Genomic DNA, 22,335 nt, shown 5'->3' on the forward strand with positions numbered 1-22,335 from the left:
CACTTTATGCCTAAATGTTTTCTTTTCTCTTATTTATATAGTGGAAGGAGGCGGAAAAGATGGAAGAGTGGATCAGGATGGTAGGTAATGTAGGGTTTCCGATTGTTGTAACATTGTATTTACTCCATCGTATTGAAAGCAAATTAGATGGGGTAATTGTTGCAATCGAGAAACTCCCTAAACAATTACTAAAGTAGGAAGGTCCTCGCGGTAAAAAATAAAGTTTGCTCTTCGGGAGCAAACTTTATTTTTTATCCCGCTTTAATGGGCAGTAAGACCCCCACCTCAAAATTCAGCGAAAGCAAAGAATTTAGGTGGGGGTCGGGCTGTCCATTAAAGTCCGATTGGTGAGGGCTGATTAAAGTTTCACTTTATTGAGCAGTATAACCACCATCGATAACGACAGCTTGACCAGTTATACCTTTCGCCTTTTCGCTCGCTAAAAACATAGCATAATCAGCGATTTCTTGTACTTGCAATAAGCGTTTTTGTGGTACAAGTGGATAAATAACATCTTCTAAAACATTTTCAAGCGGTACATTTCGTGTAGTCGCTAAATCTTGTAGTTGATTACGTACAAGAGGGGTATCCACATAACCAGGGCAGAGCGCATTAACGGTAATTCCGTGAGTAGCGCCTTCTAAAGCGGCGACTTTTGTTAATCCAATTACGCCATGTTTCGCGCTATTGTAGGCGGATTTTCCTGCAAATCCAACGAGGCCATTAATGGAGGCTACATTAATAATTCGGCCATACTTTTGTTTTTTCATAATTGGGAAGGTATGTTTAATTGCGATAAAAGGAGCGATTTGCATAATTTTAATAAGTAGTTCAAACTTTTCGGTTGGAAAATCTTCAATTGGTGAAACGTGTTGCATTCCTGCGTTGTTAATTAATATATGTAATGAACCGAAATGAGTAACGGTTTGAGAAATTGCAGCTGTAATTTCTTCTTCAGATGTAACATCACATTTTAAACCGATAGCTTGATAGCCTTCTTTTTGTAATTGTTCAGCAGCTTCTTTTGCACGTTCTTCAAGACGATCGGTAATAACAACCTTTGCACCTTCTTTTGCAAAAGCGGTTCCCATTTCATAACCAATGCCACTTGCAGCACCTGTTAAAAAGACAACACGATTTGTAACCATGGTGAAAAACATCCCTTCGTAATAAAGTTCTCATATTGCTCTATTTAGAGAGCGGATAATAAAATTCCTGCAAAGATTTGGAAAAATATTGTTAGCTATCTTGTTTTGCAAAATAGTCTCTGCTATACTATTTTGTAAAGCAAGATACTTACGCTTATCTATCTTGTAAAACAAGATAGTGGGAGGATTTGAATTATGTCGACAAGTCAAATGCTGAAAGGGATTTTAGAAGGATGCTTACTTGCTATTATTTCTGAAGGTGAAATATACGGTTATGAAATGAGTGAAAAGCTAGCGAAGTATGGCTTTACAATGGCGAGTGAGGGAAGTATTTATCCGTTATTAATACGAATGCAAAAGGAAGGATTAATAACAAGTGTAATGAAGGAATCTCCATCTGGCCCAAAGCGAAAATATTATACATTAACAGAAAAAGGCGAGGAAGCACTTAATGAATTTATGGATCGCTGGGAAGCGATGCAAAGTAGTGTAGAGCGTCTACTTGAGGGGAAGGGGAGCAAAAAATAATGCTATCAAATGAAGCACGAAAGTTTTTATTAGATATGAGATTATTTTTAGTGGCAAAGGGTGTGAAAGAAAGCGATATTGAAAATTTTATAGAAGATGCAGAACTTCATTTAATCGAGGGTGAGAGTGATGGGAAAAGTGTAGAAGATATTTTTGGAAGCTCACCGAAAGAATATGCAAATGAACTTGTAAAAGTAATGGAAAAGGATAGACAGGAGACGTGGAAGCAAATTGGTTTTACAGTAATGAATATCGTATCGTTTTGGATCATTGCTTCTATCTTAATAGTAAATAACGGAATGTTACAGATATCACTTATTCAGTGCGTGGGGTATAGTTTGTCATTGATTTTAGTTGTTATGGGCCCTAATTTTCTACTCCGTAAAATGACCTTCGTAACAAGTTTTACAAAAACGTGGTTTTCTATGTGGTTTTTAGTTATGATTGCGCCAATGTTTTTAATAGGAGTTGTTACGATATTAGATGTGATCTATCCTACAAAAATGTTTACATTCACCCAAACACAAAGTTATATATTAGCTGGAGCTATTTTTATTATTACAATAGCAATAAATATATATTTTGAAGGATGGTTTAAAAACTTATATTTAATCATTCCACTTTCAATTATGTTACTGTTTAAAACATTTACTTCGGAAGATCTCATGCCAATGTTATTTCAAATTATATGCTTATACGGAAGTTTGTTTATTTTAATTTTCCTTGAAATTATGCTGAAGACGAATAGAAGAGAAGCGGTTAAATAAGGGAGGGGTTATCATGCAGATTTCTAAAGAAGGAGAAAAGTTTTTAATCGATACGAAAGTGTATTTAATAACAAAAGGAATAAAAGAAGAAGATGTGGACGCCTTTCTAGAAGATGCAGAACTTCATTTAATAGAAGGCGAGAAAGAGGGAAAGACGGTAAAGGATATATTCGGTGATTCACCAAAAGAGTATGCGGAAGAATTAGCGAAAGAGATGGAAAAGGATAAAGGCGGGAGTATAAAGAGTATTCTTGCGATGATAATTGGTATTGGCGGGTATTGGATATTAACTCATATTTTATTTAATAATCCAAATCAGCAATTTACACTAACGAATATACAGTTAATTGGCTATCCTATCGTCTTAATCATTACGATTATTGGAACCATTGTTGCGTTTAGAATGTCTTCTTTTAAAAATAAATTTGTAGAGTTCGGGATTATTTACATAATAGTAATGGTTCCCATTTTATTATTAGTATTATTGATGTTTGTTGATAAATGGTACGGTACACCTATTTTGCAATTGTCGACAATGCAAACATATATATTAGCAGCGAGTATCTTTTTAATACTTTTCGTTGGAGAAGTGTATGTCCTTGGTTGGATGGGTGTTTTGGTGCTAATTGTTCCTTTAGCGATTATGTTTATATTTAAAGGCTTAGAAGAAAAAAATGGATTTTGGGGAATTGCAAAGATATTACTTATGTATGGAAGTATATATGGATTAATGAGATGGTCTTTAAAATTTGAAGAGAGAAAAAGTGTAAACTAGTATTTCAAAAAAAAGGCTGCTCTGGATATACAAAAAATTATTTCCAAAGAAATACTATATTTTGATTTTTAGAGGGATTCGGTTTAGGTGTGTAGTGTATCCTTTGCAGCCGTGCTTTCGTTTGGTAATTGGAATAAGTTGTTTTTAAACAGTAACATGACGGTTACTGTTTTTTTCTTTGTAATAAAGAACTTTGTAAAGAGAGTGTTTTTTGTTCGTTCGTTAATAGGGACTGAATATGGACATTTTCAGGGTGCGGGACTATTGGATACATAAGATTTGATGGAGAAGGATGGTGCTCCGAGCCAGTTGGGGAATGAGGATCTGCGTGAGTAAGTTTTCCATGAATACGTCTTGTAAATAAAATATGACCGATTTCATGAGCGAGCGTATATATATTTTTCATAGGAGCAGCCGAATTTGTTAAAACGATATAACCAGTAAGTTGCTGTTGTTTTGCTAAAGAGTAAGCGCAGGCAATTACTGCTGTTTCTTTGAAATAATCACTGCCAATATAACAAATGTAAAGGGCGCATTCAGGAGCTTCATTTACACACGTTTGGAAAAAGGATGCTAATTTTTCCTGACTTTGAATAGAATTTTTATAACTAATTTCACGGTCAGAAAAACGAAAAAGTTCATTTAAAATAATTACGTCTTTAATTTGAAATGTAATCGGGTGCCAAATTGACTCTGCAACTGCTAAATCTTTTGCGATACGGTCATCAGAAATATCGGCGCCTGGAGTAATGCAAATACATATATTGACGTATGGATCCATAAGGAACACCTCAACTGAAAAAATTCTTCTTATAATATATGTTAGGAAAAGACCCGATGTATGGATAAACGCCTTGTTTATTACAAGTCGAAAAAATTTCATAGTTCTATAACGTAGTGTGATCATCTTTTTGATATAGTAAAGAAAAGGGGGGAGAATATATGTATACATTAAAAATCGTTTCAGACAGAGAAGCTCTTTATCAATTTGCAAGTTATGTAAGAGTTGTACAAGGGGTGGAAGATGTATATGTAGAGGTGGGAGAACCTTTATATGAACATCCGTTGATGAAGTTTTATGTACATATTAAGCTGGAGGAAACATATGAGCAACATAAAGCGTTACAAGAAATAGCAAGATTAGTAGAGTTAGGACGTTTTACATATGTTCATTATCGTAATGATGAAATTGAAGAAGCTTTTGAAGCTGTAAAATATGAAAGTTTTAAGAAATAAGGATGAAAAAAGGGAGGCGAAAGCTTCCTTTTTTTTCTTGGAAATTACATCAACAAAAGGAGAAAAATTTTGTTATGATAAGGGAGGGTGAGGAAAGGAGAGTTTACATAATGGGGTATATTGAAGAGTTACGCAAAGTCGTTGGGACAAGACCGCTTATTCTCGTTGGATCAGCAATAATTATACTAAATGATAATCAAGAAGTATTGCTTCAATATCGTTCAGATACATATGATTGGGGTGTACCTGGCGGTGCGATGGAACTAGGAGAAACGACAGAAGAAACTGCTCGCCGAGAATTATTCGAGGAGACGGGATTAACTGCAAAAATAATGCAATTTCTAGGTGTCTTATCAGGAAAAGAAGTATATTTCCGTTATCCTAATGGGGATGAAATTTTTAATGTTATTCATCTGTATCAGGGGCATCATGTGAGTGGAGAATTAAGGCTTGATCATGAGGGATTGAAGCTTCAATATTTTCAGGTAGATAAGTTACCAAAATTGAATGAAACGACAGAGAAAATTTTACAAAAATTTTTATATGCATTAACAGAATAGAAGGTTAATTCCTTCTATTTTTATTATATTAAATATTTTGATTTTTTAGTATGTTTATAGTATGATAGATGTAGACATACATCTTATGGAATTTCACCTAAAAACTGACTAGGGTACATAAGAGAGGGGCAAGTGCAAAATGCATAATGTTGTTATTACAGCTGCAGTTCGTTCGCCAATTGGAACTTTTGGAGGAGCGCTAAAAAATGTAACGCCAGTAGAATTAGCGGTTCCTGTACTTCAGGAAGCTGTAAAACGAGGCGGGGTAGAACCACACGAAGTTGATGAAGTAATTTTAGGTCATTGTATTCAAAGAACTGATGAAGCAAATACTGCAAGAACAGCTGCATTAGCGGCAGGATTTCCTGACACAGTTACGGGTTATACAATCCAACGCCAATGTTCTTCAGGTATGCAAGCAATTATGTCAGCTGCAATGCAAATTCAATTAGGTGTAAGTGATGTTGTTATTGCAGGTGGAGTAGAAGCAATGAGTTCAAGCCCTTATGCATTAAAACAGCACCGCTGGGGACAACGTCTACAGCACGGAGAAATTCGTGATACGGTGTGGGAAGTACTAGAAGATCCGATTCACCATATTATGATGGGTGAAACAGCTGAAAATCTAGTTGACCAATATGAAATTACAAGAGAGGAACAAGATGAAGTTGCGCTTCGTAGTCATACATTGGCACTGCAAGCAATTGAGTCTGGATACTTTGACGATCAAATTGTTCCTATTACGATAAAAGAACGTAGAAAAGAAATAGTATTTTCGAAGGATGAACATCCACGTGCAGATATTACAGCGGAAAAATTAGCAGGATTAAAACCAGCTTTCCGTAAAGACGGATCAGTAACGGCAGGGAATGCATCTGGCCTGAATGATGGAAGTGCGGTTCTAGTATTAATGAGCGAAGAAAAAGCGAAAGAAAAAGGCTTACAACCGTTAGCTAGAATTGTTGGATATTCAGTAGCTGGAGTAGATCCGAAAATTATGGGTATTGGACCAGCACCAGCAATTCGTAAAGGATTAGAAAAAGTAGATTGGTCATTAGAAGATGCAGATTTACTTGAAATTAATGAAGCTTTCGCGGCTCAATACCTAGCTGTAGAGAAAGAATTAGGTTTAGACCGTGAAAAAGTGAATGTAAACGGTAGTGGTGTAGGACTTGGACATCCAATCGGTTGTACAGGAGCTCGTATTACGGTAAGTTTAATTCATGAATTGAAGAGACGTGGTTTAGAAAAAGGAATTGCCTCTCTATGCGTCGGCGGCGGTATTGGGGTAGCATTATTTATAGAAGCACTATAAAAAAGAAGCAGCGCTTGCTGCTTCTTTTTTACGATTCAAATAGATGCTGGAATAGTCGATCACGGTTTTCAAAGAAAAGTTTTGTTGTTTGGTAATGCTCAGTGTCTTCTAAGGCGGATTCATGAATCCCTTCTTGTGTTAAAGAGTATATAGTGGATTCAGGGTAAGCCATTAAAATAGGAGAATGCGTCGCGATAACAAATTGTGAACCTTGTTCCGCTAGTTCGTGCATTCGAATGAGCATGGAAAGTTGTCTCATTGGTGATAAAGCGGCCTCAGGCTCATCTAAAATGTATAAACCTTGTCCTGAAAAACGATGCATAAATAAGGAGAAAAATGATTCACCGTGTGATTGGTTGTGTAGTGAGGTGCCGCCATATGAGTCAATAACTGGATTTCCACGTGCGTATGGATCGGCATCCATTTCATCAATATAAGAAGCAACGTTATAAAATGATTCAGCGCGAAGAAAGAAACCATCACTTGGTGTATTGAAACTTTTGGAAATGCGAAGGTATTCATGTAAAGATGAATGTGAATTGTTTGTGCTAAAGCGGAAATTTTTCGTTCCACCTTCTGCATTAAATCCTAAAGCGATTGCAATCGCTTCGAGTAATGTTGATTTACCCGTTCCGTTTTCTCCAATAATGAATGTTACATTTGGGTGGAAAGCTAGAGATTGTAATGTTCGGATAGCGGGTAGACAGTAAGGATATGCAGAAAAACTAGAGATATTTTCTTTTTTTAATGTGACATTTTTTAAAAAGGGTACGTCAATCAATATATAAACCTCAATTCATAACGGATTTTGATTCTAAAAAAGTAGCAAATACAAGGGTAAGACAACTTGCAAATAGTATTGTATATTGAAGTGCGCCAAAGCCAAGACCTTCCCAGCCGAAAGTCATTCTCTTCCATATGAAAATAAAAAGAACGCTTATAAAACCAACGAGAGCAGGCATATATTTTATAATTTTTAAGTGCTTCCACAGAAAAAAGCCGATGTATGTAAGTACAAAGAAGATAAGCAGAATGAGAAAAAAGACAAGTGTTAATGACACGTGACCCCCTCCTTATTTTCTGAATATTTCATGTGGATTATAACATGTAAACTACCATATTCCAATGTGAAAATAAATATTGCATCAAGATCAATTCTCTCGTTATGATAGATGGTATCCTATTGAAGATTTGAAAAGGAGTTAAAACATGCCGTTTACATTTGCACATCCAGCAGCAATTCTTCCTTTGGTGAAAAAGCGTTCTCAATATATTTCAGTAACGGCTCTTATATTAGGGAGTATGGCGCCTGATTTTGAATATTTTTTACACTTTAGACCGTATGGTGTTATTGGCCATACATGGCTTGGGTTCTTATATTTAAATTTACCTCTTGTATTTTTACTCGCATACATATATCATTACATTTTAAAAAAGCCGTTTATAACACATTTACCTAAACCGTTTGCTGGCTACTATACATATGCAGTAGATGAGAGGTGGGGGCTTCATACATGGAAGGATTTCTTTGTATTTTGCTATTCCGCTTTATTTGGTATGCTCACGCATGTCGTTTGGGATGCGTTTACTCATCATACAGGCTACTTCGTTATGAAAATAGCATTGCTACAAAGAGAATTACATAGTATTCCAGTGTATAAATACATGCAACATGGAAGTACATGTGTAGGTTTATTATTACTATTATACGTACTATGGAAGTATAAAGATGAAACAGGGAAAGATATTATGATAGCTTCAGAAAAAAGGAAGTATTGGGTTTCGTCAATCAATGTCGCAGCTCTAGTATTTATCGTTCACGCGTTTATAGATCCCTATTTTCATATTTTCCAAATAGGAGGTATAATAGTATCTGGACTGACAAGTTCATTTTGTGGACTTCTCATTGTTTCTATAGTTTACAAAGCAAGGGACTAATTTACATTACTGAATGATAGTGTTAGGAGAAATTATATGATGAAAGCATGGAAAAGTATTTTTGTTTTATGTAGTTTTCTTCTTATGTTAAGTGGTTGCTTCCATCAAGAAGAAAAGAAAGCTGAACCGAAGAAGAAAGAATCTATTCCTGAAACAAAAGAATATGGTGGGCGTGAGCTGAAAAAAGTAGGACAAAAAGTGAAAGAAACAGGATGGGGTACTTTTAAATTAGAACAGATTCATCCTGTGAATCAAACATTTGAAGTAGCACCAATGAAAATTCACGTACAAGATGTGAAAGTAATCTCTTTATCGCAGATGAGTAAAGATGCAAAAAATACATTAAAAGTATATACGGCATTAACTCCTGAAGAAGTAAAGCGTAGATTAGGAGATAAAGTAAGTCAAGAAGATGCGGAGTTATATGCATCGATCAGTGGTACTGAGATTAGTGATACGATTCGTTACGTTGAAATTACATATAAGGTGGAAAATAGCGGGAATAAAAATATGCAATTTTTCTCTATGAATGATGTTACGATTAATGATAAGCAACATTTTAAAGTAGCAACTCAAAACTTTTTATATGATGAAGATACGCTCGTTGGTACAAAAAATGTATCAAGAGAAGACTATAAGCCTGGTGAAACAAGAGATGGTATTATCGGCTTAATACTTGATGATGGAAAAGAAAAGGTAAAGGATATTAAGTTTACAACAGATAATGTAATCGCAGCAGATACAGAAACGCAAGATGTTGTAAAAGAGCCACAAACTTTTAACATCTCACTTTCTGAGTAAGAGTGTTTTAAAAATATGTAAGAAAAAACAGTCAGCGCTTAAACAACTATGCTGACTGTTTTTTCTGTTCTTTTATGTATGAATCTACACTTTGAAAAGGTACCTTAATTTTAAACGCATCTTTTTGTTCATTAAATTGCTTTTCATTATAGGGGCCAAACCGTTTATTATGCTTTACGTCGATAATCCAATAATGCTCACTTTTTTTATTTGCAATTGCCCCGTCAGGGTTATTCGGATCTGATTTTTCCTCAATTTGTTTTGCAATAATGTATTTATCATCCCAAGCTATGTCTGTAAGTTTTGCAGGAATGTATTGTGTGGCATATACAGCATCTTGCGATGGGAAAAGTTCAAATGCATTTCCAGAAGTACGTATGAGTTCGTATTCATCGTTAATCGTATAAGTTATATGATTTGTATTTCCAGCACAACCGGCTAATAGGAATGCGACGAATAGGATTATCCATTTTTTCAATATGGGAACCTCCTTTATAATGCTGTTGTAACACATTGTACAAGAAAAGTAAGAGAAACGCTAGTTTACAATGTTTTTTAGAAGTGGTACGATGAGACGGGTAAAGAAGGATATGAAGGAGTCGACATAAAATGAAGTTAAAGATGCATCGTCCAGCGCTTGTAATGAATCGCATAGGTGCTTCCCTAATTGACATGTTTTTAATCTCGGTTATGTATGGCGCAGTAGTAGCTATTATGACCGGAAATTATAGTGCTATTTTTAATCGCTTTAATATTAGTTTTGGTGATTATAGATATGATCTCGCAGTAGTTTTTATATTAATGGCGATATATTTTATTTTGGTACCCTTTATTTGGAACGGTGTTACACTTGGTAAAAAGGTAACGAGAATAAAATTAATTTCATTGAAGAGTGAAAAATTAACAATACAAACATTAATTATAAGATTTTTTGTATTGTTATTACCGAACATATTGCTACTTGGAATTCCGGTATTATGTAACGTATATATGATGTTATTCCGCAAAGATAATTGTGGTTTTCAAGATTTAATTACAAAAACAAAAGTGATAAGTCTTGTATAATAAAACAGAGACCTTTTTATACTTAAAATAAGAGGGTCTTTTTTTATCCCGCTTTAATGGACAGTAAGCCCCCCACCTCAAAATTCAGCGAAAGCAAAGAAGTTAGGTGGGGATCAACTGTCCATAAAAGTCCGATTGGTGAGGGCTGATAATCAGTGGTGGATGAAGAAAACCCCCACTGATTAAAGTTTCACTTTATTATTCAAATATATTTTAAAGGATATATAATAAGGAAAAGTTAATCCATATCATTTTTGGTTTTAATAGATTGAAAATTAAGAAAATGTTATAATAATTAAAATAATATCTTTATATAATAAGGGGGAAATTGAAATGACTGGAGGTAGCGTAATCTTTTGGGGGATTTTAATTTTCATCGGTTTAGTTTTTGATCAGCGTAATAGTAAGAAAAAAGAAGGAACAAAAAAGTAATCGCTTACAAATAAATAAGCAACTTTTCTTGCTTGCAGACTAATCTCATAAAGCAGTATACTGAATAACGGTAAGACTTATAGAAGGGGTAATGAAAATGAAGCTTGCAGGAAAAGTTGCTATCGTAACTGGCGGTGGCATCGGTATTGGACGTAATACAGCTCTTTTGTTGGCTAAACAAGGCGCAAAAGTAATTGTGACGGACATTGATCAAGAAAGTGGACAAGCAACAGTGGAGGAAATTACGAATCTAGGCGGAGAAGCCCTTTTTGTATCCTATGATATGGAAAAGCAAGGAGATTGGCAACGCGTTATCAGTATTACTTTGAATGCATTCAGTCGCATTGATATGCTTTTTCAAAATGCTGGTTTATATAAAATAGATTCTATTTTTTCTCGCCAACAAGAGAACGATTCCAATGTACTTTGTATTAATGACGTTTGGATAGAGATAAAACAATTAACGTCATCTTTTATGAAACAGCAAGAAGAAGTGGTGCTGAGTGACTTACCGATTTTCGGTATTATTGGCACGAAAGGACAATCATTTCATACAGTAGAAGCCCTCGTATAATAATGAAAACCGCCCTCAAAATATGTGGACGGTTTTTTTGTATGTTATATAGGGAAAAATTATTTTTAACGGATACGTTGTTCCGTTTGACTATCAAAGAAATGCGCTTTATTCATATCAAATGCTAGTTTAATTTCGTCACCAGGTGAAAATGTATGTCTTGCATCAACACGTGCTGCAAAATCTTGATCTCCAAGTTTCATATATAAAATAGATTCAGCACCAAGTAACTCAGCAACTTCGATTTTTGTTTTGAAAGTAGTAGATTGAGAAGCTTCTAAAAATAAGAGTTCATCATGAATGTCTTCAGGGCGAATGCCTAAAACAATTTCCTTATTCACATAGCCTTGTTCACGTAACATCTTCATTTTTCCTTCAGATACTTTGACCTTTATTGTATTGTCTATAACAAAATCGTTTTCAGTTAATTTACCACGGAAGAAATTCATCGCTGGAGAGCCGATAAATCCACCAACGAAGATATTTTCAGGTGTTTCATATACTTCTTTTGGAGTTCCGATTTGTTGAATCTTTCCGTCTTTCATAACAACAAGGCGTGAAGCCATTGTCATTGCTTCTGTTTGATCATGTGTTACGTAAATTGTTGTCGTTCCAAGACGATGGTGTAATTTAGAAATTTCTGAGCGCATTGCAACACGTAATTTAGCGTCTAAGTTGGATAAAGGCTCATCCATTAAGAAAACTTTCGCGTCTCGAACAATTGCTCTACCTAACGCAACACGTTGACGTTGTCCACCAGATAATGCTTTCGGTTTTCTATCTAAATATTGTTCCAGTCCTAAAATTTTTGCTGCATCTTTCACACGACGATCGATTTCATCTTTTGGTATTTTTCTAAGTTTTAATCCAAATGCCATATTATCATAAACACTCATATGTGGATATAGAGCATAGTTTTGGAAGACCATTGCGATATCGCGATCTTTTGGAGGGACATCATTCATTAGCTTACCATCAATTGAAAACTCTCCTTTTGAAATATCTTCAAGCCCAGCCACCATTCGTAATGTTGTAGATTTTCCGCATCCAGAAGGACCGACAAATACGATAAACTCTTTATCTTGAATGTGTAAATTGAAGTCTGTTACAGCCGTTACGTTATTATCATATATTTTATAAATGTTTTCTAATTTCAGTTCTGCCATGGTATTTCCCCCTAGAAATAATTATGCAAACGTTTTCTTTGAGTTCATTATAAACTAATAGATTTAAAAAATAAACAAAAAAATAAAACGTTTTCATTTATTGGAGGAATATTAGTACTTTTCATATGTTTTCTTAGAAAAATAAGAACAAAAGTTGTAAGCGCTATTTTAAATTAAGATAGAATCTGTTATCATTCATTAATGAAAACGTTTGCGCCTTAAAAAAGAAAATCGAATTATTAATGAAATGGGGTAGCATAATGGAAAAACAATGGTGGAAAGAAAGTGTAGTATATCAAATTTATCCTCGTAGCTTTATGGATAGTAACGGTGATGGTATTGGAGATCTTCGTGGTATTATTTCAAAGCTAGATTACTTAAAAGAATTAGGGATTGATGTCATTTGGTTATCGCCGGTCTATGAATCTCCAAATGATGATAATGGTTATGATATAAGTGATTATTGTAAAATTATGAATGAGTTCGGAACGATGGAAGATTGGGATGAGCTACTACATGAAATGCATGAACGTAATATGAAACTTATGATGGACTTAGTTGTTAACCATACTTCTGACGAACATAATTGGTTTATTGAGTCACGTAAATCAAAAGATAATAAATATAGAGATTACTATATATGGCGTCCTGGAAAAGAAGGAAAAGAGCCGAACAACTGGGGCGCAGCTTTTAGTGGATCAGCATGGAAGTATGATGAAATGACAGATGAATATTATTTACATCTGTTTTCTAAAAAACAGCCGGATCTAAATTGGGATAATGAAAAGGTAAGACAAGATGTTTATGAAATGATGAAGTTTTGGTTAGAAAAAGGAATTGATGGCTTTCGTATGGATGTTATTAATTTTATCTCTAAAGAAGAGGGCTTACCAGCTGTAGAAACAGAAGAAGAGGGGTATGTTTCAGGCCATAAGCATTTTATGAATGGCCCAAACATTCATAAATATTTACATGAAATGAATGAAGAAGTATTGTCTCATTATGATATTATGACGGTTGGTGAAATGCCTGGTGTAACGACAGAAGAGGCGAAAATGTATACTGGGGAAGAACGAAAAGAACTGCAGATGGTATTCCAATTTGAACATATGGATTTAGATTCAGGAGAAGGCGGGAAATGGGATGTAAAACCATGTTCACTCCTTACTTTAAAAGAGAATTTAACGAAATGGCAAAAAGCATTAGAGCATACTGGATGGAATAGCCTGTATTGGAATAACCATGACCAGCCTCGCGTTGTATCTCGTTTTGGTAATGATGAAATGTATCGCATTGAATCTGCTAAAATGTTAGCGACGGTACTTCATATGATGAAAGGAACACCGTATATTTATCAAGGAGAAGAAATCGGAATGACAAACGTTCGATTTGAATCGATTGATGAATATCGAGATATTGAAACATTAAATATGTATAAGGAAAAAGTGATAGAGCGCGGTGAAGATATAGATAAAGTGATGCAGTCTATTTATATAAAAGGCCGAGATAATGCTAGAACACCGATGCAGTGGGATGATCAGAATCATGCTGGATTCACAACAGGTGAGCCTTGGATTACGGTAAACCCTAACTATAAAGAAATCAATGTGAAACAAGCGATCCAAAATAAAGATTCAATTTATTATTACTATAAAAAATTAATTGAGTTACGTAAAAATAATGAGATTATTGTGTATGGATCATATGATTTAATATTAGAGAATAACCCTTCTATTTTTGCATACGTAAGAACATATGGAGAAGAAAAACTTCTTGTCATTGCAAACTTTACGGCGGAAGAATGTGTATTTGAATTGCCTGAGGACATTAAGTATAGTGAAGCAGAGTTATTCATACACAATTACGACGTAGAGAATGTATCGATAGATAACATGACATTACGTCCGTATGAAGCGATGGTATTTAAATTGAAATAAGAAAAAGCCTTATACCACTTGGTATAAGGCTTTTTTGATTACCATTTTAAGATTGAGAATCCATATGGAGGAAGTGTAACTTGTAATACACTTGCTTCCGCTGAAAATTCTTCGTTTGTATAAATGTTAATGATTTTCTTTCCAGTAACATGGAGAGGGAGGGAAGCAGTGATTTCACTATCAGTCGGATTTAAAACGAAAAAGATAGTTTCATCTTCATATGTTTTCGTATAAGAAATATAATTATGTTCATCATTTGCTTCGATGAATTGGAAAGTACCATGTCCTCCAAATGCTTTATATTGCTTTCGTAATGAAATTAATGTTTGTACATGTGTAAATAATGTATGATCTTGTTTTTTCGTATCCCAAATCATGCATTTGCGGCAAGCTGGATCCATACCGCCGTCCATACCAATTTCGTCTCCATAATAAATACAAGGAGAGCCGATGAAAGAAAGGTGGAATACATAAAGTAACTTTAACTTATTTTTATCTCCGTTACATGTTGTCAATATTCTTGGTGTATCATGGCTGTCTAATAAATGAAACGCTGCTTCATTTACGTTCATAGAGTAGGAATGTAGAGATTCTGTAATTTGTTTCATAAATTCATTTGCTTTAATGGAATCGTTAGCAAAGTAAGACAGTAGAGCGTTTGTAACAGGATAGCTCATTACAGCATCAAATTGATCTCCTTGTAGCCAAGGAAGTGCATCATGCCAAATTTCTCCTAAAATATATACTTCAGGATTTAATGTCTTTATCTCGCTTCGGAATTCTCTCCAAAAGCTATGATCGACTTCATTTGCTACATCAAGGCGCCAACCGTCTATATTGAATTCTCTTACCCAGTAACGCCCAACTTCAAGTAAGTATTCTTTTACATCAGGATGTGCTGTATTTAATTTAGGCATATACGGTGTAAACGCAAAAGTATCATAATTCGGAAGTGGCTCAGTTCTAATCGGAAATTCATGAATATGGAACCACTCTTTATAAGCAGACTTCTCACCGTTTTCTAGCACGTCTTGGAATTTATCGAAAAAGTATCCACTATGATTAAACACGGCATCGAGCATTACTTTTATACCGTGTGTATGACATGCCTGAACGAGTTCTTTGAACGTTTCTTTCGTCCCGAATTGCGGATCGATTTCCATGTAGTCAATTGTGTCATATTTATGGTTTGAATGTGCTTTGAAAATAGGTGTGAAGTATATCCCTGAAATTCCAAGCTTCACAAGGTAATCAAGGTTTTGAATAATACCAGCAAAATCTCCACCGAAAAAATTAGTTGGAGTTGGCTCAGCACAGCCCCAAGGAAGAGTGTTTTCTGGATTTAGTGCAGGATCACCATTCGCGAACCGTTCTGGGAAAATTTGATACCAAACGGTTTCTTTAATCCAAGAAGGTGCTTTGAATACATCATTTGCATGAATAAATGGAAAACAGAAAAAGTTACCAACGTCATCATTTGGAATGGTAGAGAAAAATCCGCGTTCTGAATAAATAAGCGTTTCTGTATCATTTTTTAATTCGAATCCATAACGTAAGCGCTTAAATTTCGGTTCGATAGAAATGGACCAATAATCAAACAATGCGGTAGAACCAGTTTTTTTCATCGGTGTATTTGATGTAATCCATTTCCCGTCTTTCCAGTCATAAGGATCACCGTAAATAAGAGTGGCGCTTTGAACATCGTCTCTTTGAGTACGTATTCGGATGTGAATCGTTTTTTCATCGTAAGCGTATGCGTAATTATCTTTTGGCCTATGATAAATGGCTTCTTTAAGCATATAGAAAATCCCCCTTTAATATCTCCATACTTATTGTTCCCTTACGTGTAATAATAAAGCATATGTTGCAAACGATTGCCTTTTGCATAGCTTTAATATTGCTTATAAGAGTAGTATTCATTTCATATAAAGTCAATGTATAAGGAGTATAGTAATAATATTTTAAAAATTAATATTTGCAAAATGAATAAAAGAATGTATAATGATAGACAAATAGCGCAAACGTTTTCATAGATTGAGATATTGTTTGCGCTTCTATTAAACCATTCAATGCAAACGTTTTCAATTAGTAAGGTACATATACAACTTAGGGAGGTTTTTGGGATGAAGAAAGCATTATCATTATTAACGATTTCAGCATTATCAATTGGTATGTTATCTGCATGTGGACCGAAAGATTCAGGGAAGAAAGAAGAAAGTAAAGCAAAGAAAGATTACGATCTTCTCGTTTGGGAAGATGATAAAAAAGGTGTTGCTTTAGAACCAGCAGTGAAAAGTTTTGAGGAAAAATATAAAGTAAAAGTAAAAGTTGTTGAAATGCAAATGACAGATCAAGTGAAGAAGTTACGCCTTGATGGACCAGCGGGGACTGGACCAGATGTTGTAACATTGCCACATGATCAAATCGGAAACGCAGTAACAGAAGGTTTACTTTCAGAAGTGAAAGCTGATGATGCTGTAAAGAGTAAATTTACTGATTCATCAATAGCAGCACAGACATATAACGGGAAATTATATGGTTTACCAAAAGCAATTGAGACACCAATCTTTATTTACAATAAAAAATTAATGCCAAAAGCACCAGAAACGATGGACGAGCTGTTTAACTTCTCGAAAGAATTTACGAAGGATGGCAAGTACGGATTTTTAACACTAGGAGATAACTTCTACTTTGCTAATGCATTCATGGCAGGTATGGGTGGCTATGTGTTTGGTGAAAAAGATGGAAAGCCAAATGCAAGTGATGTTGGATTAAATAATAGCGGAGCAGTACAAGGTGCGGAATACCTTCAAAAATGGTACAAAGAAAAGTTATTCCCGAAAGGTATTATCGGTGAATCTGGTGGACCTGCTGCTGATGGACTATTTAACGAAGGAAAAGCAGCATCTATCATGAATGGTCCATGGGCGTTCCAAGCAATGGAAAAGAACGGAATTGATTATGGTGTTGCTCCAATGCCAAAATTACCAAATGGTCAACCAATGAAAACGTTTGTTGGGGTTAAAGGATGGCATGTAACAAGTTTCTCTAAACAAAATGATTTAGCTACAAAGTTCACTGAATGGGTAACGAATGAAGAAAACGCAAAAATTCGATTTGAGAAAACAAAAGAAATTCCTCCAGTAAAATCAGTGATGGAAGATCCAATTATTAAAGATAATGAAGCTGCAAAAGCAGTTGCAACGCAATCTGAAAATGGAATTCCAATGCCAAACATTCCGGAAATGCAAGAAGTATGGAAACCAGCTGGAGATGCGCTTCAATTAGTTGTTACGGAGAAAGAGGCACCAAAAGCAGCACTTGATAATGCTGTGAAGCTAATTAAAGGTAATATTGAGGCAAACCATAGTAAGCAAAAATAAGGTGAAATTCGTGCCTCTAATATGAGAGGCACGAATTCTCTCCCAGAAAAAAGGGGGAAGGAACATGCAAACATTGGAACCAGCAAACGGCTTAAACGGTTCAAAACATAGGAAAATGGCAACCATGTTATCAATCATTCCAGGCATGGGCCAAATGTATAATAAACAATTTGTAAAAGGTCTTATTTTTCTAGTATTAACAGGTTCATTTATTGTAGCATTTGCTGATTTATTAAATATGGGATTATGGGGAATTGTAACGCTTGGTACAGAAGTTCCACGTGACCATTCTGTCTTTCTATTAGTAGAAGGAATCTTGGCACTCATTGTCATCGTGTTTGGACTCGGAATATATGCATTTAATTTATATGATGCATACCAAAACGGGAAGAAACGTGATATAGGAACCCCATTAAACTCTGTAAAAGAGCAATACCGTAATTTACTAGATCAAGGTTTTCCATATTTAATGGTTTCACCAGGTTTTCTATTACTTATCTTTGTAGTTGTATTTCCAATCATCTTCGTAATTTTAATTGGATTTACGAATTATGATTTATACCACTCTCCTCCAGCTAAATTAGTAGATTGGGTGGGCTTCAAAAACTTTATTGATATCTTTACATTACCGATGTGGAGAGAGACATTTTTAAGCGTATTTTCTTGGACTGTCATTTGGACATTCGTTGCAACGACATTACAAGTTGCGCTTGGTATTTTCTTAGCGATTATCGTAAATCAGCCTGGTATTAAAGGGAAGGCAATTATTCGAACAATCTTCATTTTACCGTGGGCGGTCCCAGCATTCGTATCTATTCTTGTTTTCTCTGGTATGTTTAATGAAACATTTGGAGCAATTAACAATCAAGTATTGGCGTTATTTGGAATCGAAAAGATTGCTTGGATGACAGATCCGTTTTGGGCAAAAATCGCTTTAATTATGATTCAAACGTGGCTTGGATTCCCGTTCGTCTTTGCAATGACAACAGGTATACTGCAATCGATTCCAGGGGAGTTATATGAAGCTGCTACAGTAGATGGAGCTACAGCTTGGCAACAGTTTCGTAAAATTACATTGCCACTTGTTCTATATGCAACAGCACCAATATTAATTACGCAATATACGTTTAACTTTAATAACTTTAGTATCATCTATCTATTTAACGGCGGAGGTCCTGCTGTAGCTGGACAAGACGCAGGTGGAACGGATATTTTAATTTCATGGATTTATAAGTTAACGATGACTTCAGCGCAGTACGGGAAAGCAGCAGCTCTTACAATGATATTATCGTTAATCGTTATTACAGTTGCGTTATGGCAATTTAAGAGAACAAAATCATTCCAAGAAGAGGATATGATGTAAATGAATATTAAAAGACAAAAGATGTTACGTCTCTCATTAAGTTATTTCGTTATTTTCGTAATGTGTGCCATCATTTTCTATCCGTTATTATGGATTATTGGCTCATCGTTTAATCCAGGAGATAGTTTATCTGGATCAAGTATTATTCCGCAAAATGCAACGTTAGATCATTATCGTAAGTTATTAGATTTAGAGAATAGTAATTATTTACTATGGTATAAAAACACATTAAAAGTAAGTGTTATAACGATGATTTTCTCAGTGTTAGCAATTAGTTTTACTGCTTATGCATTTTCAAGATACCGTTTTGTTGGAAGAAAAAATGGATTATTAACATTTTTAATTCTACAAATGATCCCGAACTTTGCGGCGCTAATCGCTCTATACGTATTAGCACAGTTAACAGGGTTAATCGATACGCACCTTGCATTAATTTTAATTTATGTAGGCGGGGCAATTCCAATGAATACATGGCTTATGAAAGGATATTTTGATACGATTCCGAAAGAATTGGATGAGTCAGCTCGTATGGATGGGGCAGGACATTTCCGTATTTTTTGGCAAATCATTATGCCACTTGCAAAGCCAATCGTAGCGGTTGTGGCGTTATTTACTTTCATCGGTCCATTTACAGATTTCATTTTAGCGAGTGTTATTTTGCGCACACCAGAAAATTATACGTTAGCAGTTGGCTTATATGAAATGGTAGCGAAGAAATTTGGTAATGAATTTACAACGTTCGCAGCGGGTTCAGTATTGATTGCAATCCCAATTTCAATTTTATTCCTATCACTACAAAAATACTTTATCTCTGGTTTAACTGCTGGAGGTACGAAAGGATGAAAAATGGGACGTTACGTCCCATTTTTCTTTTCATCGCCCTATAAAAAATTTTATAGGGCGATGAAAAGAGATTTGACATCACATATGAAAAGAAGTGAAATAAATAGTATATTATTGTATAGGAAAAAAGAGCTATATCCCTTACAATACATGGAGAGGGAGAATATGATAGGTTTTACAAGATAGACTCAATAAAAGTTAATGACTTCTCCTATTACTTGCAACGGGTGCAAGATTAAAATATAAAAAATGACAGAGAAGTGAGAGGAGGGGGATTTTTATGACAGTTACAATTAAAGATGTGGCGAAGAAGGCTAATGTAGCACCATCTACCGTTTCTCGTGTAATTGCTGATAATCCAAGTATAAGTGAAAAAACAAAGCGTCGTGTTCGGAAAGTAATGAGTGAACTAGGGTATCATCCCAATTTAAACGCAAGAAATCTAGCTAACCAAACAACGAAAACACTTGGACTTGTTATGCCAAGTTCTGCAAGTAAAGCTTTTCAAAATCCGTTTTTCCCAGAAGTTATAAGAGGGATTAGTTCATTTGCACATGTGGAAGGGTATGCGCTTTATATGTCGACAGGTGAAACGGAAGATGAAATTTTTAATGGTGTTGTAAAGATGGTACAGGGACGCCAAATTGGTGGCATTATTCTTTTATATTCAAGAGAGAATGATCGGATTATTCAATATTTGCATGAACAAAATTTCCCGTTTGTTTTAATCGGGAAACCGTATGATCGAAAAGATGAAATTACATATGTAGATAATGACAATTATACAGCTGCAAGAGAAGTAGCAGAATATTTGATTTCATTAGGTCATAAACAAATCGCGTTCATCGGCGGTGGATCAGATTTACTTGTAACGAGAGATCGTTTGGCTGGTATGAGTGATGCTTTAAAATTAGCAGACATTGTATTACCAAAAGAGTATATTTTACATTTTGATTTTTCGAGAGAAAGTGGTCAACAAGCCGTTGAGGAGCTAATGGGGCTGAAGCAACCACCGACAGCAATTGTGGCAACGGATGATTTAATTGGACTTGGTGTGTTAAGTGCACTTTCTAAAAAAGGATTCGTTGTACCGAAGGATGTTTCTATTGTAAGCTTTAATAATGCTTTATTATCAGAAATTGCGAGTCCGCCACTTTCGACAGTTGATGTGAATATATATCAACTAGGGTATGAGGCAGCAAAAGCTTTAGTGGATAAAGTAGAGAATGCGGAGTCTACTGCAAAGTGTATTATTATTCCTCATAAATTACTGAAGCGCCAAACTTGTGATCATTATGCATAAAAAAGCTAAGAGTTTAACTCTTAGCTTTTTGTTGTAGAAAGGCCTCTAATCGATCGCAGCCTTCTTTTAAAGTTTCAATACTATATGCATAGGACAAGCGAAGATAGCCTTCACCATATTCAGAAAATGCTGTCCCAGGAACGACAGCTAATCCAGCTTCTTTTACAAGATCAAGTGCAAAATCAAATGATGAAGATGTTAAATGCCCAACATATGGGAATAAGTAAAATGCACCTGTGGGCTTTTCAACTGTTAAGCCCATTTGAATGAGTCTATTATATACGTAATCACGGCGCTTTTTGTATTGATGACGCATCATTTTTGGTGCATCTTTAGCAGCTGTTAATGCTTCAATTGCAGCATACTGAGCGATTGAAGTAGCGCACGTTACGTTGTACTGATGAACTTTTAGTATATGTCCTGCTAAATAGCTTGGTGCGAATAATAGACCGATACGCCAGCCAGTCATAGAATGAGATTTTGATAAACCGTTAATGACGATAGTTTTTTCACGCATTTCTGGGAAATGAGCGATAGACGTATGTTTTTGTTCATATACAAGTTCGCTATAAATTTCATCAGAAAGGACGAAAATATTTTTATCTTTTAAAACATCTACAATATCTTGTAGTTCTTCTTTTGATAAAGTTACACCAGTTGGATTAGAAGGATACGGCAAAACGACGCATCTTGTTTTTTCTGTAATAGCATTTTCTAGTGCTTCGGCTGTTAAACGGAAGCCAGTTTCACGAACATCGATAAAAATAGGTGTTGCGCCGCATAATCGAATAATTGGTTCGTATCCTGGATAAATAGGCGCAGGTAAAATAACTTCTGTTCCTGGCTCTAAAATTGTTCGGAATGCTACATCAATAGCTTCACTGGCACCGATTGTAACGATGGTTTCGTTTTCAGGTGAATACTGTAAATCGTAGTTATCTTTTACAAAGTTACAAGCTGCCTTGCGTAATTCTAATAAACCAGCGTTATGTGTATAGCTCGTGTAATTTTCTGTAATAGCCCGTTTTGCCGCTTCTTTTACGAGAGAAGGTGTAGGAAAATCGGGTTGTCCAATTGTTAAAGAGATAAGATTATCATAGTTTTGAATCATGTTAGAGAATTGACGGATTCCAGAAATTTGGATGTCCTTTACTCTAGGATTAATGAATTGTTCCATTGTATCTCCCTTTCTTCCGTTTGA

25 protein-coding genes and 1 pseudogene are annotated in these 22,335 nt (G+C 35.2%); 18 read left to right on the plus strand and 8 right to left on the minus strand.

Annotated elements, in window-relative coordinates; genetic code table 11:
• Positions 1-59: 59 nt before the first annotated feature.
• Positions 60-197 (plus strand): YvrJ family protein, encoded by a 138-nt coding sequence (locus tag BAQ44_RS06580; protein ID WP_000393345.1) that lies wholly within the window; start codon positions 60-62, stop codon positions 195-197.
• Positions 198-371: 174 nt separating this feature from the next.
• Here the strand turns inward: BAQ44_RS06580 and BAQ44_RS06585 are convergent, their stop codons facing one another.
• A complete protein-coding gene (locus BAQ44_RS06585; protein ID WP_071721296.1) occupies positions 372-1,148 on the minus strand; it encodes a 3-hydroxybutyrate dehydrogenase in 777 nt (258 codons plus the stop codon).
• 195 nt (positions 1,149-1,343) lie between these two features.
• Here BAQ44_RS06585 and BAQ44_RS06590 point away from each other — a divergent pair, with 195 nt between their 5' ends.
• From BAQ44_RS06590 to BAQ44_RS31770, 4 genes and pseudogenes are all read left to right on the plus strand, one after another.
• Positions 1,344-1,676, plus strand: coding sequence for a PadR family transcriptional regulator (locus BAQ44_RS06590; protein WP_063263329.1), 333 nt, complete (start codon positions 1,344-1,346; stop codon positions 1,674-1,676).
• Positions 1,676-2,443, plus strand: coding sequence for a DUF1129 domain-containing protein (locus BAQ44_RS06595; RefSeq protein WP_071721298.1), 768 nt, complete (start codon positions 1,676-1,678; stop codon positions 2,441-2,443). Before BAQ44_RS06590 ends, BAQ44_RS06595 begins: the two co-directional genes overlap by 1 nt.
• Before the next feature lie 13 nt (positions 2,444-2,456).
• A complete protein-coding gene (locus BAQ44_RS06600; RefSeq protein ID WP_071721300.1) occupies positions 2,457-3,218 on the plus strand; it encodes a DUF1129 domain-containing protein in 762 nt (253 codons plus the stop codon).
• A 10-nt stretch (positions 3,219-3,228) separates the two neighbouring features.
• A pseudogene (locus tag BAQ44_RS31770) lies at positions 3,229-3,303 on the plus strand (DNA-binding protein); the annotation flags it as partial.
• A gap of 78 nt (positions 3,304-3,381) precedes the next feature.
• Here the strand turns inward: BAQ44_RS31770 and BAQ44_RS06605 are convergent.
• On the minus strand, positions 3,382-3,999 hold the full coding sequence (locus tag BAQ44_RS06605; protein ID WP_071721302.1) for an ImmA/IrrE family metallo-endopeptidase: 618 nt from the start codon (positions 3,997-3,999) through the stop codon (positions 3,382-3,384).
• A 161-nt stretch (positions 4,000-4,160) separates the two neighbouring features.
• Between BAQ44_RS06605 and BAQ44_RS06610 the strand changes: the two genes are divergently transcribed.
• The 3 genes from BAQ44_RS06610 (at position 4,161) to BAQ44_RS06620 (ending at position 6,329) form a co-directional block, all read left to right on the plus strand.
• On the plus strand, positions 4,161-4,454 hold the full coding sequence (locus tag BAQ44_RS06610) for a DUF3928 family protein (RefSeq protein WP_000288327.1): 294 nt from the start codon (positions 4,161-4,163) through the stop codon (positions 4,452-4,454).
• Between the two features lie 110 nt (positions 4,455-4,564).
• The gene (locus tag BAQ44_RS06615) at positions 4,565-5,014 is read left to right on the plus strand and encodes an NUDIX hydrolase (RefSeq protein WP_063263325.1); all 450 of its coding nucleotides are present in this window, start codon (positions 4,565-4,567) and stop codon (positions 5,012-5,014) included.
• 139 nt (positions 5,015-5,153) lie between these two features.
• The gene (locus tag BAQ44_RS06620; RefSeq protein WP_061680446.1) at positions 5,154-6,329 is read left to right on the plus strand and encodes an acetyl-CoA C-acetyltransferase; all 1,176 of its coding nucleotides are present in this window, start codon (positions 5,154-5,156) and stop codon (positions 6,327-6,329) included.
• A gap of 28 nt (positions 6,330-6,357) precedes the next feature.
• On the opposite strand, the gene BAQ44_RS06625 is transcribed toward BAQ44_RS06620, so the two are convergent.
• Both BAQ44_RS06625 and BAQ44_RS06630 read right to left on the minus strand, forming a co-directional pair.
• Positions 6,358-7,110 carry an AAA family ATPase gene (locus tag BAQ44_RS06625; protein WP_071721304.1) on the minus strand — a complete coding sequence of 251 codons (753 nt, stop codon included), beginning with the start codon at positions 7,108-7,110 and terminating at the stop codon, positions 6,358-6,360.
• Positions 7,111-7,120: 10 nt separating this feature from the next.
• Complete coding sequence (locus tag BAQ44_RS06630) at positions 7,121-7,390, minus strand: hypothetical protein (RefSeq protein WP_063263323.1); 270 nt, start codon at positions 7,388-7,390, stop codon at positions 7,121-7,123.
• Between the two features lie 148 nt (positions 7,391-7,538).
• On the opposite strand from BAQ44_RS06630, the gene BAQ44_RS06635 reads away from it, so the two are divergent.
• On the plus strand, positions 7,539-8,267 hold the full coding sequence (locus tag BAQ44_RS06635) for a DUF4184 family protein (RefSeq protein WP_063263322.1): 729 nt from the start codon (positions 7,539-7,541) through the stop codon (positions 8,265-8,267).
• A 36-nt stretch (positions 8,268-8,303) separates the two neighbouring features.
• Positions 8,304-9,068 carry a hypothetical protein gene (locus tag BAQ44_RS06640; protein WP_063263321.1) on the plus strand — a complete coding sequence of 255 codons (765 nt, stop codon included), beginning with the start codon at positions 8,304-8,306 and terminating at the stop codon, positions 9,066-9,068.
• A 46-nt stretch (positions 9,069-9,114) separates the two neighbouring features.
• Here the strand turns inward: BAQ44_RS06640 and BAQ44_RS06645 are convergent, their stop codons facing one another.
• Complete coding sequence (locus tag BAQ44_RS06645) at positions 9,115-9,546, minus strand: DUF3997 domain-containing protein (RefSeq protein ID WP_000758776.1); 432 nt, start codon at positions 9,544-9,546, stop codon at positions 9,115-9,117.
• Positions 9,547-9,677: 131 nt separating this feature from the next.
• On the opposite strand from BAQ44_RS06645, the gene BAQ44_RS06650 reads away from it, so the two are divergent.
• The 3 genes from BAQ44_RS06650 to BAQ44_RS06660 all read left to right on the plus strand — a co-directional run bounded on the left by BAQ44_RS06650 (position 9,678) and on the right by BAQ44_RS06660 (position 11,139).
• The gene (locus BAQ44_RS06650) at positions 9,678-10,133 is read left to right on the plus strand and encodes an RDD family protein (RefSeq protein WP_071721306.1); all 456 of its coding nucleotides are present in this window, start codon (positions 9,678-9,680) and stop codon (positions 10,131-10,133) included.
• A gap of 333 nt (positions 10,134-10,466) precedes the next feature.
• Complete coding sequence (locus tag BAQ44_RS06655) at positions 10,467-10,565, plus strand: hypothetical protein (RefSeq protein WP_063263319.1); 99 nt, start codon at positions 10,467-10,469, stop codon at positions 10,563-10,565.
• A gap of 64 nt (positions 10,566-10,629) precedes the next feature.
• Positions 10,630-11,139 carry an SDR family NAD(P)-dependent oxidoreductase gene (locus BAQ44_RS06660; protein WP_000218416.1) on the plus strand — a complete coding sequence of 170 codons (510 nt, stop codon included), beginning with the start codon at positions 10,630-10,632 and terminating at the stop codon, positions 11,137-11,139.
• A gap of 65 nt (positions 11,140-11,204) precedes the next feature.
• Here BAQ44_RS06660 and BAQ44_RS06665 read toward each other — a convergent pair whose 3' ends face one another.
• The gene (locus BAQ44_RS06665) at positions 11,205-12,305 is read right to left on the minus strand and encodes an ABC transporter ATP-binding protein (RefSeq protein WP_071721308.1); all 1,101 of its coding nucleotides are present in this window, start codon (positions 12,303-12,305) and stop codon (positions 11,205-11,207) included.
• 260 nt (positions 12,306-12,565) lie between these two features.
• Here BAQ44_RS06665 and malL point away from each other — a divergent pair, with 260 nt between their 5' ends.
• A complete protein-coding gene (malL, locus tag BAQ44_RS06670; protein WP_071721310.1) occupies positions 12,566-14,242 on the plus strand; it encodes an oligo-1,6-glucosidase in 1,677 nt (558 codons plus the stop codon).
• A 38-nt stretch (positions 14,243-14,280) separates the two neighbouring features.
• Here malL and BAQ44_RS06675 read toward each other — a convergent pair whose 3' ends face one another.
• A complete protein-coding gene (locus BAQ44_RS06675; protein WP_063260483.1) occupies positions 14,281-16,041 on the minus strand; it encodes an alpha-glycosidase in 1,761 nt (586 codons plus the stop codon).
• Between the two features lie 324 nt (positions 16,042-16,365).
• On the opposite strand from BAQ44_RS06675, the gene BAQ44_RS06680 reads away from it, so the two are divergent.
• From BAQ44_RS06680 to malR, 4 genes are all read left to right on the plus strand, one after another.
• Positions 16,366-17,625: an extracellular solute-binding protein gene (locus BAQ44_RS06680; protein WP_061678308.1), complete on the plus strand. Its 1,260-nt coding sequence runs from the start codon at positions 16,366-16,368 to the stop codon at positions 17,623-17,625.
• A 64-nt stretch (positions 17,626-17,689) separates the two neighbouring features.
• Positions 17,690-18,988 carry a maltosaccharide ABC transporter permease MalC gene (gene malC, locus BAQ44_RS06685; RefSeq protein ID WP_071721312.1) on the plus strand — a complete coding sequence of 433 codons (1,299 nt, stop codon included), beginning with the start codon at positions 17,690-17,692 and terminating at the stop codon, positions 18,986-18,988.
• Positions 18,989-19,831, plus strand: a complete 843-nt coding sequence (gene malD / locus BAQ44_RS06690) for a maltosaccharide ABC transporter permease MalD (protein ID WP_001022594.1) — start codon at positions 18,989-18,991, stop codon at positions 19,829-19,831. It abuts the gene before it with no gap.
• Positions 19,832-20,111: 280 nt separating this feature from the next.
• Positions 20,112-21,134, plus strand: a complete 1,023-nt coding sequence (malR, locus tag BAQ44_RS06700; protein WP_061678306.1) for a maltose operon transcriptional repressor MalR — start codon at positions 20,112-20,114, stop codon at positions 21,132-21,134.
• A gap of 13 nt (positions 21,135-21,147) precedes the next feature.
• Here the strand turns inward: malR and BAQ44_RS06705 are convergent, their stop codons facing one another.
• Positions 21,148-22,311: an aminotransferase A gene (locus BAQ44_RS06705; RefSeq protein ID WP_061678305.1), complete on the minus strand. Its 1,164-nt coding sequence runs from the start codon at positions 22,309-22,311 to the stop codon at positions 21,148-21,150.
• Positions 22,312-22,335: the final 24 nt, after the last annotated feature.

This window comes from Bacillus mobilis (assembly GCF_001884045.1).
Taxonomy (GTDB): Bacteria; Bacillota; Bacilli; order Bacillales; family Bacillaceae_G; genus Bacillus_A; species Bacillus_A mobilis.

Bases quoted from the DNA above. Each gene is read 5' to 3' on its own strand.
- BAQ44_RS06635 (WP_063263322.1), top strand. From the start codon at position 7,539: ATGCCGTTTACATTTGCACATCCAGCAGCAATTCTTCCTTTGGTGAAA.
- BAQ44_RS06580 (WP_000393345.1), top strand. From the start codon at position 60: ATGGAAGAGTGGATCAGGATGGTAGGTAATGTAGGGTTTCCGATTGTT.
- BAQ44_RS06620 (WP_061680446.1), top strand. From the start codon at position 5,154: ATGCATAATGTTGTTATTACAGCTGCAGTTCGTTCGCCAATTGGAACT.
- BAQ44_RS06680 (WP_061678308.1), top strand. From the start codon at position 16,366: ATGAAGAAAGCATTATCATTATTAACGATTTCAGCATTATCAATTGGT.
- BAQ44_RS06585 (WP_071721296.1), bottom strand. From the start codon at position 1,148: ATGGTTACAAATCGTGTTGTCTTTTTAACAGGTGCTGCAAGTGGCATT.
- BAQ44_RS06605 (WP_071721302.1), bottom strand. From the start codon at position 3,999: ATGGATCCATACGTCAATATATGTATTTGCATTACTCCAGGCGCCGAT.
- BAQ44_RS06610 (WP_000288327.1), top strand. From the start codon at position 4,161: ATGTATACATTAAAAATCGTTTCAGACAGAGAAGCTCTTTATCAATTT.
- BAQ44_RS06600 (WP_071721300.1), top strand. From the start codon at position 2,457: ATGCAGATTTCTAAAGAAGGAGAAAAGTTTTTAATCGATACGAAAGTG.
- BAQ44_RS06640 (WP_063263321.1), top strand. From the start codon at position 8,304: ATGATGAAAGCATGGAAAAGTATTTTTGTTTTATGTAGTTTTCTTCTT.
- BAQ44_RS06595 (WP_071721298.1), top strand. From the start codon at position 1,676: ATGCTATCAAATGAAGCACGAAAGTTTTTATTAGATATGAGATTATTT.
- BAQ44_RS06590 (WP_063263329.1), top strand. From the start codon at position 1,344: ATGTCGACAAGTCAAATGCTGAAAGGGATTTTAGAAGGATGCTTACTT.
- BAQ44_RS06665 (WP_071721308.1), bottom strand. From the start codon at position 12,305: ATGGCAGAACTGAAATTAGAAAACATTTATAAAATATATGATAATAAC.
- BAQ44_RS06675 (WP_063260483.1), bottom strand. From the start codon at position 16,041: ATGCTTAAAGAAGCCATTTATCATAGGCCAAAAGATAATTACGCATAC.
- malD (WP_001022594.1), top strand. From the start codon at position 18,989: ATGAATATTAAAAGACAAAAGATGTTACGTCTCTCATTAAGTTATTTC.
- malC (WP_071721312.1), top strand. From the start codon at position 17,690: ATGCAAACATTGGAACCAGCAAACGGCTTAAACGGTTCAAAACATAGG.
- malL (WP_071721310.1), top strand. From the start codon at position 12,566: ATGGAAAAACAATGGTGGAAAGAAAGTGTAGTATATCAAATTTATCCT.
- BAQ44_RS06615 (WP_063263325.1), top strand. From the start codon at position 4,565: ATGGGGTATATTGAAGAGTTACGCAAAGTCGTTGGGACAAGACCGCTT.
- BAQ44_RS06705 (WP_061678305.1), bottom strand. From the start codon at position 22,311: ATGGAACAATTCATTAATCCTAGAGTAAAGGACATCCAAATTTCTGGA.
- BAQ44_RS06650 (WP_071721306.1), top strand. From the start codon at position 9,678: ATGAAGTTAAAGATGCATCGTCCAGCGCTTGTAATGAATCGCATAGGT.
- malR (WP_061678306.1), top strand. From the start codon at position 20,112: ATGACAGTTACAATTAAAGATGTGGCGAAGAAGGCTAATGTAGCACCA.
- BAQ44_RS06655 (WP_063263319.1), top strand. From the start codon at position 10,467: ATGACTGGAGGTAGCGTAATCTTTTGGGGGATTTTAATTTTCATCGGT.